Origin of the sequence: Oceanobacillus massiliensis str. N'diop (assembly GCF_000285495.1) — a bacterium.
GTDB classification, from domain to species: Bacteria; Bacillota; Bacilli; order Bacillales; family Amphibacillaceae; genus Oceanobacillus; species Oceanobacillus massiliensis.
Genome location: NZ_HE610976.1, coordinates 615,387 through 629,913, shown reverse-complemented (window position 1 = coordinate 629,913; position 14,527 = coordinate 615,387). Strand labels below are relative to the sequence as shown.

The window sequence follows — 14,527 nt, the reverse complement described above, 5'->3', positions numbered from 1 at the left end:
CATGCCAGAACTGCGCGAACCGAGGCTGGAACCGCGCGAAACCAGGCCAGAACTGCGCGAAAATGAGGCGGGACCGCGCGAAACCATGCCAGAACTGCGCGAACCGAGGCTGGAACCGCGCGAAACCATGCCAGAACTGCGCGAACCGAGACAGGACCGCGCGAAACCAGGCCAGCACCGCACGAACTCTCCACACCGCGTCCGCGCCACTCAAGCCCGAACCCCCCGCCAGTCTTCCAGCTAGCACACTTCCATACGGCACCGCTCCTCAGAGTCTTCGTGTGTGACAGTAGGTATTATGTCTCTTATCTTTTTTAAATTTGGCAACAACTGTTTTGCCAAAGTTGCATTTAGATTGTGTTGAAAATAGTAATGAAAGCGCATTACAATGTAGGTATAAGGAATTATCTTTTTATTTGAAGGGAGAGCTTTAAATGGCTGAAAATAAAGGCGCGCGCGCCAAGATTCAACGTTTCGGCAGCTATCTGAGCGGCATGGTCATGCCTAATATCGGTGCGTTTATCGCATGGGGTATCATTACGGCATTATTCATTCCGGACGGCTGGTTGCCAAATGCAGATTTAGCAATATTGGTAGATCCAATGATCAAATACCTGTTACCGTTATTGATTGGTTTTACAGGTGGCCGAATGGTCTATGATTTACGTGGTGGTGTCGTAGGTGCGATTGCAACCATGGGGGTAATTGTCGGAGCAGATATTCCGATGTTCCTCGGAGCCATGATTATGGGTCCACTTGCAGGTTACTTAATGAAAAAATTCGACGGGTTATTCCAAGCGAAAATTCGTCAAGGCTTTGAAATGCTTTATAATAACTTCTCATCTGGTATCCTCGGGGCTATTCTAGCAATAGCTGCAGTTAAAGGAATTGGACCGGTTGTTGAGGGCTTGAATAATCTCCTTGCATCAGGGGTAGAAGCAATTATAAATGCTGGACTATTACCACTGGCCAATATTATCATTGAGCCGGCGAAGATTTTATTCCTAAACAATGCAATTAACCACGGGATTTTGAGCCCGATTGGTGTAGACCAGGCAGCTGAGGCAGGGAAATCTATCCTCTTCCTATTAGAAGCAAACCCTGGCCCAGGATTAGGTATCCTTCTGGCATTTGCCATATTTGGAAAAGGTGCATCAAAAGCCTCTGCTCCAGGTGCAGCGATTATCCAGTTCCTTGGTGGTATTCACGAAATTTACTTCCCGTATGTATTAATGAAGCCAATGTTGCTACTTGCAGTAATTGGTGGTGGAGTGAGTGGAGTATTCACATTCCAGCTCTTTGGATCAGGCTTAGTTGCAGCAGCTTCACCAGGTAGTATTTTTGCAGTACTGGCAATGGTACCGCAGGGCGGAAATCACTTTGGAGTCATTCTAGGTGTACTTGTTGCTGCAGCGGTTTCCTTTGCGATAGCAGCAGTAATCTTGAAAACAAGCAAAGCAGAAGATGAGGATTTATCTGCTGCAGCTGGTAAAATGGAAGAAATGAAAGGTAAGAAGAGTACCGTTTCCGGTGTTCTGAACCAGGATCAAGTGGAAGCAAACAGACCAGCGGCAGAGGTTGCTGAAGATCATAAGGCTGAAAAGGTTGATAAGATCATATTTGCCTGTGATGCTGGTATGGGATCCAGTGCGATGGGTGCATCCTTACTGAAGAATAAATTCAAGAAGAGTGAGATCAATATCGATGTAACGAACAAAGCGATCAATGATCTTCCAGGCGATGTCGATATCGTTATTACCCAAAAAGAATTAACGGATCGTGCTAAAGCCAAGGTTCCGAATGCAGAACATATTTCAGTAGACAATTTCTTGAACAGTCCTAAATATGATGAGCTAGTGGAACGTCTAAAAAAATAAATGATAGCAAGGGGTGAATGGTTTGTATGTATCCGGCAGGCAAAGGACAATTTTAAATCTATTGCTGCAGGCTCAAGGTGCCGTAACGGTCAAGGAGATAGCAGCAGAGCTTGGCGTTAGTGTACGGACCATTCACCGTGATATCAAAGACTTAGCGAAAATCGCATCTGATTTTCGCTTAAATCTTTTTAAGCAGGCTGGCATTGGAATAAGCATACAGGGTGAGGAACAAGATAAGCAAAAGCTTCAATCAGCGATCACGACAATCACGACGGCAGATCTTACACCAGAGGAAAGAAAGGCAATCCTTATTTCCACCTTGCTTGAGATGAATGAACCGGTGAAAATGTTTACCCTGGCAAATGAATTGAATGTAACTATCGCCGCTATCAGTCATGACCTGGATCAGCTGGAAGAGGAGTTAACAGCCTTTGACCTTAAGTTGATTCGGAAGAAGGGTTATGGGGTTGAAATTGAAGGGGACGAGGCACATAAACGTGCCGCACTCAGCAATCTAATCACTCGGAATATCGACCCTTTCGAGTTTGTTGCCCGTTTAAAGGAAAGCATTCAGCATAAGTCGGACAGGCAGGCTGATACCATTTCCACCAGGCTGCTCGGCCTCGTGAATCCTGAGAAATTGAGCATTATTGAACAAAGAGTGGAAGATGCAAGGGATAAATTGCCATATGAACTGGCGGATAGCGGCTATATTGGATTGGTAGTCCATCTCGCTTTAGCGATTGAGCGCCTGCAAAAGGGTGACACGATTCAATTTGATCAGGCCTATTTAAGACAGATTGAAGGGACAAGGGAATACGAGATTGCTAAAACAATTATCAGGGAGCTGGAGGCATCCTTTGCAATGGAAATCCCGGACGATGAGATTGGCTATATAACGATGCACCTGATGGGAGCTAAGCTGCGTACGAATCAGGATTATCTGATTGAGGATTCCAGTATTGATATTGCTTTTAAAGCAAAAAAATTGATTCGTTATGTGAGCGATGAGATGAATACAAATCTGACCCAAAATAATAAATTACTGAATGATTTAACCGCGCATTTGAAGCCGGCGGTCTATAGGCTGAAGCAGAGAATGAATATTTCCAATCCGATGATCAAGGAAATCAAACGGGATTATCATGAGTTTTTTCAAATTCTCGAGAGAGGTGCTATCGATATCTTTCCTGATATCCGTTTTCCGGATGATGAAATTGGCTATCTCGTCCTGCATTTTGCAGCGACAATGCTGCAATCCGAAAAAAGCTCGGATATAAATGTTTTGGTAATCTGTTCAAGTGGAATTGGTACTTCTAAAATACTTGCCACTAAACTCATGCAAAAATTTCCCGAAATCAAGCAGGTTGAGAATAAATCGTTCTTTGATTTGAAGGATTCGGCACTGGATCGTTATGAACTGATTGTTTCAACGATTCCGTTAGAAGGACTGGACAGAGAATATATCCTGACGTCGCCTATGTTGACGGAAACGGAGATAAAACGTATTCAGAAGGAAATCAGGAAAAAGAGACTCACCTCCGCACCGAAAGCCTCAGTGGCACACACGGAAGTTAGCGAGGACAAGGATTTCCTAATCCAGCTGGAATCGATGCAGAACTATTCGAAGGCAGTACTGGATCTATTGAAAGTCTTTCAGGTAAATCAAATGGAAGAGTCCAACCAGCGCTCTATCCAGACTTTGCTTGAATCCATCTGCATGGAATTGGAACAAAGGAAAATAATAACAAACAGTGAAAATGTTTTAAACAAACTGCTATCAAGAGAAACAACAGGTGGACTTGGCATACCAAATACAAATCTCGCTTTGTACCATACACGTTCGGCTGGTATACAAAGTCCGAGTTTCACCATCTACTCACTGAAGCAGCCTGTTGTCGTCAAAGGGATGGACGGCGAGGATATGTCCATCAGAAGAATTCTGCTAATGCTTGCCCCTGAAGTAGCCCTTCCGGAAGTATTGGATGTTTTAAGCTACTTGAGCGGAGTAATTATACAGGGGCAAGAAAGCATTGATCTGTTTGAGTCAGGAAGCGAAACAGACATTAAAAAATTCCTTTCCAAACAGTTTCATCAATTTCTAAAAGAAAAAAATCTAGTCTAGGAGTGCATAATCGATGACAAAAGAGATCTTAAGCAAAGACAATATTCAACTGCAGGTAAAACTGAATTCCAAAGAGGAAGCAATCCGCTATACTGGGAAAATCCTTTTTGAAAACGGCTATGTAGAAGAAACTTATATTGAAAAAATGTTAGAAAGAGAAGAACTGACATCAACATATATGGGTAACAACCTCGCCATTCCACATGGTACTGAGGACGCAAAGAAAAATGTATTGGAAACAGGATTAGCTGTCGTTACCGTTCCTGATGGCGTAGATTTTGGCGGTGGAAATATCGTTAAAGTACTAATCGGCATCGCTGGTAAAGGTGATGAGCATTTGGAAATCCTATCTCAAATCGCAATCATCTGTTCAGAACAGGAAAATGTTGAAAAAATCGTTAACGCTGGATCAAAAGACGAAATCCTAAACCTTTTCAATGAGGTGAACTAAATGCAAGCAGTACATTTTGGTGCAGGGAATATCGGCCGGGGATTCATCGGCGCCCTGCTCTACCAGGCAAATTATCATACAACATTTGTGGATGTTAATGGCAAAATAATCGATGAAATCAACAGCAAACAGCAGTATAATGTCGTATTGGCCGCTGAAAATAGCGAAACATTAACTGTTAAGGATGTTTCCGGCATTAACAGCATGACAAATCCTGAAGATGTTATCCAAGCAATTGCCAATGCTGATATTATCACAACGGCAGTAGGACCGAATATCCTTGCCATCATCTCCAAATTGATTGCAGAAGGATTAAGCGAACGCGCTAAAACAAACAAGAAACAACTGAATCTGATTGCATGCGAAAACATGGTCGGAGGCAGCGCACTGCTTAAAGAAAAGATTTATGAGCATATTACAGAAGAAGAAAAAACTGTATTCGATCAGCTTTACGGCTTCCCAAATGCAGCAGTAGACCGAATCGTGCCGAATCAAGTAAACGAGGATCCGCTCTTAGTATCGGTTGAACCGTATTACGAATGGGTTGTCGAAGAAACAGCAATTAAAGGCGACAAGCCACAAATCGACGGTGTCACTTATGTTAGCGATCTGACACCATATATCGAGCGCAAACTGTTTACCGTAAACACCGGGCATGCTGTACCAGCATACCTGGGAAGATACATGGGCTATGAAACAATCAATGGAGCAATGAACGATGAAAATGTGCAGGAAATCATCAAAGGAGCCTTAACCGAATCCGGCGAGGCACTCATCCAGACATATGACTTTGAACGGGAAGCACATCAAGAATACATCAACAAAATCATCAAGCGCTTTAAGAACCCATACATCTCAGACGAAGTCACCCGCGTTGCCCGCGGCCCTATCCGCAAACTAGGAGCCCGCGACAGACTCGTCCGCCCAGCAAGCATGTATATTGATGTAACAAGCAACGAGCCAAGCTACCTAGCCAAAACCATCGCAGCCGTACTGGAATACAAAAATGACCAGGACGAAGAAGCAGCAAAACTGCAACAAATCATATCCGAAAAAGGATACGAAAAAACATTGCAGGAAGTATCTGAACTAAAAGCAGATCATCCACTGATTACTACGGTAATGAAAGAACTAGAACAGATTAAAACCTTAAAAGGATAATTACAGTTTGGGAAGGCAAGCCAATGCGAGGAGCATTGGCTTGTTTTTTTGTTTGATGGATGTGGCGCGGTGCGGTGACGGTAGTCGTGCGGAAAAGGGGCAGAGTCGCGCGAAAAGAGGCAGGAGTCGCGCGAAAAAGGGGCGGAGTCGCGCGAAAAAGGGGCGGAGTTGCGCGAAAAAGGGAAGGAGTCGCGCGAACCATGGCCAGAGTTGCGCGAAAAAGGAGAGGAGTCGCGCGAAAAGGGGAGTCGCGCGAAAAGGGAGAGGAGTCGCGCGAAAAGGGAGAGGAGTCGCGCGGAAAGGGAGAGGAGTCGCGCGAAAAGAGTAAGTAGTCGCGCGAAAAAGGGCCGGAGTCGCGCGAACCAAGGCCAGAGTCGTTTCAAGTCGCATTAGTTGCTTAATCATTCGCCATCTAATACGATATTACTGTTTGCATTACATAGGAGATGACATCGATGAATAATATATTTCAAAATAAATGGTCCGTTATTGGTATAGCAATTTTTTGCTCCGTTTTATGGGGGAGTGCGTTTCCGGTACTTAAAATCAGTTATGAGGAGCTGCAGATGGCGCCGGATGATACGATTGCTAAAATTGTCTTTGCCGGTATTCGCTTTTTATTGGCTGGACTGATCGTACTTGTTGGGGTGTTGCTGACAAATCCCAGGAATATTCTTGTTACAAGGCGTCAAATCAGAACATTGATCATATTAGGTATTGTTCAGACTTCGCTGCAATATTTTTTCTTTTATAATGGACTGGCAAAGGTTTCGGGGATGCAAGGATCCATCCTCTCTTCCAGTGCAACCTTCTTTACAGTGTTACTAGCTCATTTCTTTTATAATAATGATCGGATGAATTGGAATAAGACAATTGGTCTCATTACTGGATTTGCTGGAATTATTGTCGCGAACTGGGGGCAGGAATTCGAGCTGAGCTTTCAATTGACTGGTGAGGGATATATGATATTAGCGGCATTGACGGGGGCAATTGGCACGATTATGGCTAAAGAGCTTGCAACTGGAATCCATCCATTTGCCCTGACAGGCTGGCAGCTGACAATAGGTGCTGCGGTTTTACTTGCAGTTGGCCTGCCGCAAATAGAGGCGGACGCCATCATTTTCAATCCGCTTGGAACAGGGCTATTGATTTATTCAGCCGTGCTTTCAGCATTGGCTTTTGGCCTTTGGTATTCCATTTTAAAATACAATAAGGCCGGTGAAATCAGCATGTATAAGTTCATTGTGCCGGTTTCGGGAACAGTATTATCAGCGATGTTCATTCCCGGTGAGGAATTGAATCTCTTTATTGTCGGTTCCATTGCGCTGGTTGCGATTGGGATTATTGCTGTCAATTATAAGGGGAGCAGTAAGAAAAAGCTTTAAACCGCCAAACCAGAGCAAGGCTTCACATATGCATAGCGACAGAACATTTTAATTCAATACGCTAGCCATGCTGCCCGCAAGCATGCTTCAGCTAGAAACGCTAGCCAACGCCAGCCAAGCTATCCAAAAACATGCTTCAGCTAGAAACGCTAACCCACGCTAGCCATGCTGTCCAAAAACATGCTTCAGCTAGAAACGCTACCCAACGCCAGCCATGCTGTCCAAAATATACTTAGGCAAGGGAGTCCCTACATCCGCCCCAACACATAAAATAAGACCTGCACCCCAGCTTCAAGGGATGCAGGTCTTTCAATATTCTATTTCTCTACGATTTCCACTTTGCCTTCATGTCCAACAAGTACCTTAGTTGCCATGTCTGTAAATAGGCCAGTCTCCACTACACCGACTAGTGAAATTAGATCGGAATGCAGTTTCTTTGGATCCGGAATTTGTTCAAAATTGCAATCCAAAATATAATTGTCATTATCTGTAATGAAGACTTCGTTCTTTTCTTTCCTTAAAACAGGAGTGCAGCCATGGGCAGCGATTTTCTTGGCAGTCACTTCCCAGCCAAATGGCGTTACCTCGACAGCCAACGGAAAGCGGCCCAATTGGGAAACCATTTTTGAGTGGTCGGCTATGATGATGAATTTTTTGGCGGATGCGGCAACAATCTTTTCCCGAAGCAATGCTCCGCCACCGCCCTTAATTAGATTCAGTCCCTCGTCTACCTCATCTGCACCATCGATGGCCAAATCAAGTTCTTGTACGGTGGCAAAATCAGTTAGCGGGACACCGAATTGCTCGGCCCACTGTGCGGTCGTGTTAGATGTAGGGACTCCAACGACTTGGAGACCTTGCTGGACCCTTTCACCAAGTTTTTTAACCATCCAGTATACGGTCGAACCTGAGCCAATCCCGATTTTCATACCATCTGTTACATATTCAACGGCTGCCTCTCCGACTAATTTTTTGGATTCATCTATTGTATTCATTAGGCACCTCTGTTCCATAGAATTTAAAATGCTGCATCAAATATCCGGAATGCGGATCAGCTTTCGCACTCCGGATTTGTTGCCTTGGCTGATTATTTAATCACAGATTCTACATACTTCACGACATTTTCAACAGTAAATCCGTACTCTTCCATAACCTTTTCTCCTGGTGCGGATGCGCCGAATCGGTCGATTCCCAGTATCTTTCCGTGATCTCCGACATAGCGTTCCCATCCGAATGAAGTTCCCATTTCAATCGCAACACGGGCTTTGATCTGTGGTGATAGTACAACATCTTTATAGGCTTGGTCCTGTTCGTTGAAACGATCCCATGATGGCATGCTTACTACGCGTACATCAATGCCTTTTTCGCGTAATGTCTTTTGTGCAGCAACAGCCAATTGGACCTCTGATCCGGTTGCCAATACTAGTGCATCAGGTGTTTCCTTTTCCGATTCACTGACAATATAGGCACCTTTTTTAACCCCTTCATAGGCAGCTTCATCTGTGCCTTCAAGTGTTGGGAGGTTTTGCCTGGTCAATACAAGGGCTGTTGGCTGATTCGTTGATTCAACTGCAAGTCTCCAGGCTGCTTTTGTTTCGTTGGCATCGGCAGGACGAATCAGTGATAGGTCAGGAATGGCACGCAATGCAGCCAATTGTTCAACCGGCTCATGTGTCGGCCCATCTTCACCGACTGCGATAGAGTCATGGGTAAATACATAGGTTACAGGTGCCTTCATAATCGATGCCAAACGAATCGAAGGTCGTAAGTAATCACTGAATACAAAGAATGTGCCGGCGAATACCTTTAACCCGCCATGTAATGCCATCCCATTCAGTGCTGCCCCCATTGCATGTTCACGTACACCGAACCAGATATTTCTTCCGGCATAGTCCTTGCGTGAAAAGTCGCCTGCATTGCTGATCATTGTTTTATTGGATCCGGCAAGGTCGGCACTGCCGCCAAAGAAGTTCGGTACAGCTTTTGCAATTGCATTCAGCACCTTACCAGAGGATGCCCGAGTTGCAAGGGTATCTTGTCCGGCCGTAAATTGCGGAAGCTCATTTTCCCAATCAACAGGAAGTTCACCAGTGATGGCAAGCTCCAGTTCTTGAGCCAGTTCTGGATAGTTTTCCTTATAGGAAGCTAGCAATTGATTCCATTCGCTTTCTTTCACTTCGCCATTTTTGCCGATTTTGTCATTGAAATCATGATAGACTTCTTCCGGTACATGGAAATCTTCGTGTGTCCATTTGTAAAATTCCTTTGTCAGGACAACTTCATCGACACCAAGTGGTGCACCGTGAGAAGAGCTTGAAGCAGATTTGTTCGGTGAACCGTATCCGATAATTGTTTTAATCTCAATTAATGTAGGCTGTGCGGTATTTTCCTGTGCTTCCTTTATGGCATTCCGGATTGCTTCCAGATCGTTCCCGTCTTCTACGGTAATAACTTGCCAGCCATAGGCCTGGAAACGCTGTTCGGTATTTTCGGAGAAAGATAGATTCAATTCTCCATCGAGTGAAATATCATTTGAATCATAGAGTGCAATCAGTTTGCCAAGCCCGAGATGCCCGGCAAGAGAAGCAGCTTCATGAGAGATTCCTTCCATTAAATCGCCATCACTGACAAGAGCGTACGTGTAGTGATCGACAATGGCATGGTTTTCTTTATTATATTTTGCTGCAAGATGTGCTTCAGCCATTGCCATACCTACTGACATGGCAATACCTTGTCCAAGGGGGCCGGTAGTTGCTTCAACGCCATCGGTATGATGGACTTCCGGGTGACCTGGAGTTCTTGAGTTCCATTGGCGAAACGCTTTCAAATCTTCTATTGTTACGTCATATCCGGATAAATGAAGCAAGCTATACAAAAGCATGGAACCATGTCCTGCCGAAAGGACGAATCGATCACGGTTAAACCATTTAGAATTCTTTGGGTTATGATTCATAAAATCTGTCCATAGCGTATAGGCCATCGGTGCGGCACCCATTGGAAGTCCTGGATGACCGGAATTGGCTTTTTCAATTGCATCAATAGATAGTGTGCGGATAGTGTTTACGGATTGTAATTCAACTAGATTTGCCATCGTAATATCTCCTTTTAAGAAAATTGTTATATTTTTCACATGTTCATTCTATAATGAAACGCTTACAATAACAACTAGTTTTTGTACATTAATTGTGAATTATCTATGTATAAACTTGGTTTTTCTATGTAAGTCACAATATTGTACATTAAATGTTCTACAAATTGTGATGAAAACGTATTCATTTTCTGTTAAAATAGTGTTAAGATTTAATCAAAGGAGGTTACAAGTTGGTGCTCAGCGATCGAAACAAAAACATCCTGAAGGAATTAATCAGCTATCCTAGTATTATAAGTATGGATTTAGAGAAGAAATATGACCTGACTCGCAGGCAGCTTGGCTATAGCATCCAGAAGATTAATGACTGGCTTGTAAGCAATAACCTTCCTGCAATAGAGAGAACAAGAAATGGTCATTTTGTGATTGATCAGGCTGTCTTTTCCAAATTCAGCAGCAATAATGAGAATACGTTAGCGAAAACCAATATCCTCACAGAAGATCAGCGTGTCTATCTGATTATGATGATGCTTGTAAGCTCAGAAGAGGAACTTTCCTTAAACCATTTCACACTGGAATTGAATGTTAGTAAAAATACGATTCTCAGTGACCTGAAAGAAGTGCAAAGGCGCCTGGATGAATACGAGCTGACGATCCGATATTCAAGAAAGAATGGTTATTTAATAGAAGGAAAAGAATTTCAGATTCGCAAACTGCTCATCAATGTAACCTATCAGATACTGCAAATGAGTAATGGAGAAACGAGATTAAAAGAATTAACGACAATCAATGAAGTGCAATTAAATGAATTTAATCATCGTATCGAGAGAATAGAGAATACGCTGAATTTGAAATTTACCGATGAAAAACTACTGACAATGCCGTATATCCTTATTTTGGTCCTTAGAAGAATTGAAAAAGGCCATCATATCAATGCCTTTTCCATCGAATATGAGGAATTATCAAATACGAAGGAATATCAGGCAACCGAAGAACTTTTATATGACTTTGAAAATCTTCCGGTTGAAGAACGATTGTTCATTACGCTGCATCTTTTGACAACGAATGTCCACTCATCTGAAATTTTGAATGAAGAGGCAATACCGAACCTGATTCCGGCAATTGATACGATGCTTCGTTATTTTGAAAAAAATGCCTGTATCTATCTGCAGGACAGGGATATACTTCGCGATAAATTATTGCAGCATATCCAGCCTGCCTATTACCGGATTAAATACCAGCTTACCGATACGGTTCATTTTCAAGGTTCTTTAAGCAAAGAGTTCAAAGAAATACATCATCTTGTCAAACGCTCGATCCGGCCACTCGCAGACTTGATTGGCAGTGACATTCCAGACAGTGAATCAACCTATATTACGATGCTGATTGGAGGCTGGATGTCCAGACAGGGTGAGAGTATCGATAAGAAAATTAAAGCAATCGTTGTCTGTCCGCAGGGGGTTTCTGTTTCCAGACTCATGTTCAATGAAATAAGCGAATTATTTCCCGAGTTTGTCTTTCTGGATTCCCTGTCGATAAGAGAGTTCCTCGACTATCCATTGCATTATGATGTCGTATTCTCACCAGTACACCTTGAAACGACGAAAAAGCTGTTTGTGACCAAAGTGTTTCTCGGCCAGGAAGAGAAATACCGCTTAAGGAAACAGGTTATGCTTGAGGTCCATGGCTATATTCCTAATGATATTGATGTGAATTATCTGATGGAAATCATCAAACAGCATGCGACGATTGACAGCGAAAAGGATTTGATCGACAGTCTGGAGAATTATATCAACCGTGACGAGGATGCTGCAGTAGTCAAAAAGAATGTTGATAAACAGGAATTAAATCTGGATCAATTGATCACTCCGCAGAACATCACTCTGGAAGACTCGGTAAGTTACTGGGAGGATGCCATTCAAAAGGGTGCCCATCCATTAATTGAAAGCGGTTCAATTGAAGAGGAATATGTCAATCGGATGATTCAATACAGTGAACAGGATTCTTACATTGTAATCGGTCCGAATATTGCGATTCCGCACGCTGCACCGGAGGATGGTGTGAATGAGGTTGGCATGAGCTTACTGCGGGTGAAAGAGGGCGTAAGGTATTCGAATGAATTTAGCATCAAATTGATTGTAGTCATCGCTGCGGTGGATAAGCAGCAGCATATTCATGCATTGATGCAATTGATGAGACTTGCGAGCTCCGAGAAAGATCGCAATCGAATGATCAACGCCAATTCAGTGGAAGAAATCTATGAAATTATCAAATTATATTCTGCCGATTGACTAAATACAACGAAGAGAAATAGAAGGAGTGGAGTAAAATGAGTGAATTGTTTTTTGATGAATCTGTCATTCTGCTAAATTTGGAAGGCACTACCAAGGAAGAAGTACTGGAGACGGTCAGCAGCAATCTGGTTGATAAGGGACTTGTAAAACCAAGCTTTATCCAGGCCATCATCAACAGGGAAGGTGAATTTGCAACAGGACTGCCAACAGCAGGTGTCTCTGTAGCCATCCCACATACAGATGTAGAGCATGTCAACCAGAAGACGATCAGTATTGCTGTGCTGAAGGACCCAGTTGATTTTGTCATTATGGGTGATGACAGCGAGACTACGCCAGTTCAGATTGTCTTTATGCTGGCAATGGATGAACCGCATTCACAGCTTTCCTTGCTGCAGCGTTTGATGCAGGTTTTCCAGAATGAAGAAGTATTGAAAGAATTGGCAAGTCAAACAGATAAAACAGCAATAAAAAATCTGATGGAAGAAAAATTGGATTTTGTTGCACTTGAAGGAGGTGAAAGATAATGGCGAAGCAAGTATTAGTGGCATGTGGAGCAGGTATTGCTACATCTACAGTTGTTAACAGTGCTATCGAAGAAATGGCAAAAGAAAACAACCTTAAAATTGACTTGAAACAAATTAAGATTGCTGAAGTTGGTTCTTATGAGGACACAGCCGATCTATTGGTAACAACAGCAATGACGAAAAAAGAATATCCATTCCCGGTAATCAATGCACGTTCTTTCCTTACTGGAATTGGTGTGGAAGATACAAGGAAACAAATTTTGGAAGCGCTAAAAAAATAGAATAATGGAATCTCGGTTTCTCTGAAAAAGCTGAAATCGAGATTAGCCATATTATGTTAGGGGGCAAAAAACATGCAAGCATTTGTTAATTTTATTCAAGATTTCCTTGATTTAGGTGCAACCGTTATATTACCGGTAGCCATCTTCCTGCTGGGATTGCTGTTTGGTCAAAAGCCTGGTAAAGCATTCCGTTCCGGTTTGACTATTGGGGTAGCATTTGTTGGTATTTTCCTAGTTATTGATTTGTTAACGCTTAACTTAGGTCCAGCAGCACAGGGCATGGTTGATCGACTAGGTGTTGAGCTAAATGTTATTGATGTAGGCTGGCCGGCAACATCTTCCATTGCTTGGGCATCAGTTGTTGCTGCGTTTATCATTCCGCTGGGATTAGTTGTAAACGTAATCATGCTTGTCACGAAAACAACGAAGACCATGAACGTTGATATTTGGAACTACTGGCACTATACATTTATGGCAGCCGTTGTCTATGCCATTTCAGGAAGCATCATTCAAGGTCTGATTGCAGCCGTGCTATTCCAGATCGTCTGTCTGAAAGTAGCTGACTGGACACAGCCGATGGTTAGTGAATTCTATGAATTGCCAGGCGTATCGGTTGCTACAGGTAGTACGATCTCATATGCACCATTTATCTATCTTGTAAAATTAGTTCAAAAGATTCCTGGACTTAAAAATCTGAATGCAGATCCAGATACGATCCAGAAGCGTTTCGGTGTCTTTGGAGACTCCATGGTAATCGGACTTATCTTGGGAGCGGCAATTGGTGCCCTTGCCGGATATGGTGTTGGCGAAGTCATCAATATCGGTATTTCCATGGCCGCTGTAATGGTTTTGATGCCGCGTATGGTTAAGATTCTGATGGAGGGCCTGATGCCAATCTCAGAGAAAGCACGCGAATGGCTCAACAAGCATTTCGGAGATAGAGAAATATACATCGGTCTTGATGCAGCAGTATTGCTTGGACATCCATCCGTAATTGCAACTGCACTGATCCTGACTCCAATCACTGTATTGCTCGCTGTTATCTTACCAGGTAACGCAGTCCTTCCATTCGGTGATTTGGCAACGATTCCATTTGTCATCGCCTTTGTTGTCGGTGCAGCTAGAGGGAACATTATCCATTCACTGATTGTAGGAACAATTATGATTGCGTTCTCACTTTATATGGCAACAGACATTGCACCGATATTTACACAAATGGCCACAGAAGCAGAGATTAACTTGCCTGAAGGATCAGCAATGGTATCAAGTATTGACCAGGGTGGTAACCTTGTTAACTGGATTCTCTGGAAGATATTCGGGATTTTTAACTAAGCTATTTCC

The 14,527-nt window shown here is 43.1% G+C and carries 12 protein-coding genes; 9 read left to right on the top strand and 3 right to left on the bottom strand.

What is annotated here, in order from left to right; translation table 11 throughout:
* On the bottom strand, positions 1–214 hold a 214-nt coding region (locus OMHG_RS18930; protein WP_222704850.1), incomplete at its 3' end, for a hypothetical protein.
* A gap of 220 nt (positions 215–434) precedes the next feature.
* Here OMHG_RS18930 and OMHG_RS03100 point away from each other — a divergent pair.
* The 5 genes from OMHG_RS03100 to OMHG_RS03075 all read left to right on the top strand — a co-directional run bounded on the left by OMHG_RS03100 (position 435) and on the right by OMHG_RS03075 (position 6,999).
* Complete coding sequence (locus OMHG_RS03100) at positions 435–1,877, top strand: PTS mannitol transporter subunit IIBC (RefSeq protein WP_010648230.1); 1,443 nt, start codon at positions 435–437, stop codon at positions 1,875–1,877.
* 13 nt (positions 1,878–1,890) lie between these two features.
* Positions 1,891–4,002: a BglG family transcription antiterminator gene (locus OMHG_RS03095; protein WP_237566128.1), complete on the top strand. Its 2,112-nt coding sequence runs from the start codon at positions 1,891–1,893 to the stop codon at positions 4,000–4,002.
* Positions 4,003–4,015: 13 nt separating this feature from the next.
* The gene (locus tag OMHG_RS03090; RefSeq protein WP_010648225.1) at positions 4,016–4,453 is read left to right on the top strand and encodes a PTS mannitol transporter subunit IIA; all 438 of its coding nucleotides are present in this window, start codon (positions 4,016–4,018) and stop codon (positions 4,451–4,453) included.
* Positions 4,454–5,614 carry a mannitol-1-phosphate 5-dehydrogenase gene (locus OMHG_RS03085; protein WP_010648223.1) on the top strand — a complete coding sequence of 387 codons (1,161 nt, stop codon included), beginning with the start codon at positions 4,454–4,456 and terminating at the stop codon, positions 5,612–5,614. It abuts the gene before it with no gap.
* Positions 5,615–6,069: 455 nt separating this feature from the next.
* The gene (locus OMHG_RS03075; protein WP_010648220.1) at positions 6,070–6,999 is read left to right on the top strand and encodes a DMT family transporter; all 930 of its coding nucleotides are present in this window, start codon (positions 6,070–6,072) and stop codon (positions 6,997–6,999) included.
* 317 nt (positions 7,000–7,316) lie between these two features.
* On the opposite strand, the gene rpiA is transcribed toward OMHG_RS03075, so the two are convergent.
* Positions 7,317–7,994 carry a ribose-5-phosphate isomerase RpiA gene (rpiA, locus tag OMHG_RS03070; RefSeq protein WP_010648218.1) on the bottom strand — a complete coding sequence of 226 codons (678 nt, stop codon included), beginning with the start codon at positions 7,992–7,994 and terminating at the stop codon, positions 7,317–7,319.
* 92 nt (positions 7,995–8,086) lie between these two features.
* Positions 8,087–10,090: a transketolase gene (gene tkt / locus OMHG_RS03065; protein WP_010648217.1), complete on the bottom strand. Its 2,004-nt coding sequence runs from the start codon at positions 10,088–10,090 to the stop codon at positions 8,087–8,089.
* A gap of 233 nt (positions 10,091–10,323) precedes the next feature.
* Here tkt and OMHG_RS03060 point away from each other — a divergent pair, with 233 nt between their 5' ends.
* The 4 genes from OMHG_RS03060 to OMHG_RS03045 all read left to right on the top strand — a co-directional run bounded on the left by OMHG_RS03060 (position 10,324) and on the right by OMHG_RS03045 (position 14,518).
* Complete coding sequence (locus OMHG_RS03060; RefSeq protein ID WP_315969463.1) at positions 10,324–12,378, top strand: BglG family transcription antiterminator; 2,055 nt, start codon at positions 10,324–10,326, stop codon at positions 12,376–12,378.
* A gap of 38 nt (positions 12,379–12,416) precedes the next feature.
* Positions 12,417–12,905: a PTS sugar transporter subunit IIA gene (locus OMHG_RS03055; RefSeq protein WP_010648213.1), complete on the top strand. Its 489-nt coding sequence runs from the start codon at positions 12,417–12,419 to the stop codon at positions 12,903–12,905.
* The gene (locus OMHG_RS03050; RefSeq protein ID WP_010648211.1) at positions 12,905–13,186 is read left to right on the top strand and encodes a PTS sugar transporter subunit IIB; all 282 of its coding nucleotides are present in this window, start codon (positions 12,905–12,907) and stop codon (positions 13,184–13,186) included. Before OMHG_RS03055 ends, OMHG_RS03050 begins: the two co-directional genes overlap by 1 nt.
* A gap of 72 nt (positions 13,187–13,258) precedes the next feature.
* Positions 13,259–14,518 (top strand): galactitol-specific PTS transporter subunit IIC, encoded by a 1,260-nt coding sequence (locus tag OMHG_RS03045; protein WP_010648209.1) that lies wholly within the window; start codon positions 13,259–13,261, stop codon positions 14,516–14,518.
* Positions 14,519–14,527: the final 9 nt, after the last annotated feature.

Excerpts from the sequence above, each read along its gene's own strand:
- OMHG_RS03050 (WP_010648211.1), top strand. The coding sequence starts at position 12,905 with ATGGCGAAGCAAGTATTAGTGGCATGTGGAGCAGGTATTGCTACATCT.
- rpiA (WP_010648218.1), bottom strand. The coding sequence starts at position 7,994 with ATGAATACAATAGATGAATCCAAAAAATTAGTCGGAGAGGCAGCCGTT.
- OMHG_RS03055 (WP_010648213.1), top strand. The coding sequence starts at position 12,417 with ATGAGTGAATTGTTTTTTGATGAATCTGTCATTCTGCTAAATTTGGAA.
- OMHG_RS03045 (WP_010648209.1), top strand. The coding sequence starts at position 13,259 with ATGCAAGCATTTGTTAATTTTATTCAAGATTTCCTTGATTTAGGTGCA.
- OMHG_RS03075 (WP_010648220.1), top strand. The coding sequence starts at position 6,070 with ATGAATAATATATTTCAAAATAAATGGTCCGTTATTGGTATAGCAATT.
- tkt (WP_010648217.1), bottom strand. The coding sequence starts at position 10,090 with ATGGCAAATCTAGTTGAATTACAATCCGTAAACACTATCCGCACACTA.
- OMHG_RS03090 (WP_010648225.1), top strand. The coding sequence starts at position 4,016 with ATGACAAAAGAGATCTTAAGCAAAGACAATATTCAACTGCAGGTAAAA.
- OMHG_RS03100 (WP_010648230.1), top strand. The coding sequence starts at position 435 with ATGGCTGAAAATAAAGGCGCGCGCGCCAAGATTCAACGTTTCGGCAGC.
- OMHG_RS03085 (WP_010648223.1), top strand. The coding sequence starts at position 4,454 with ATGCAAGCAGTACATTTTGGTGCAGGGAATATCGGCCGGGGATTCATC.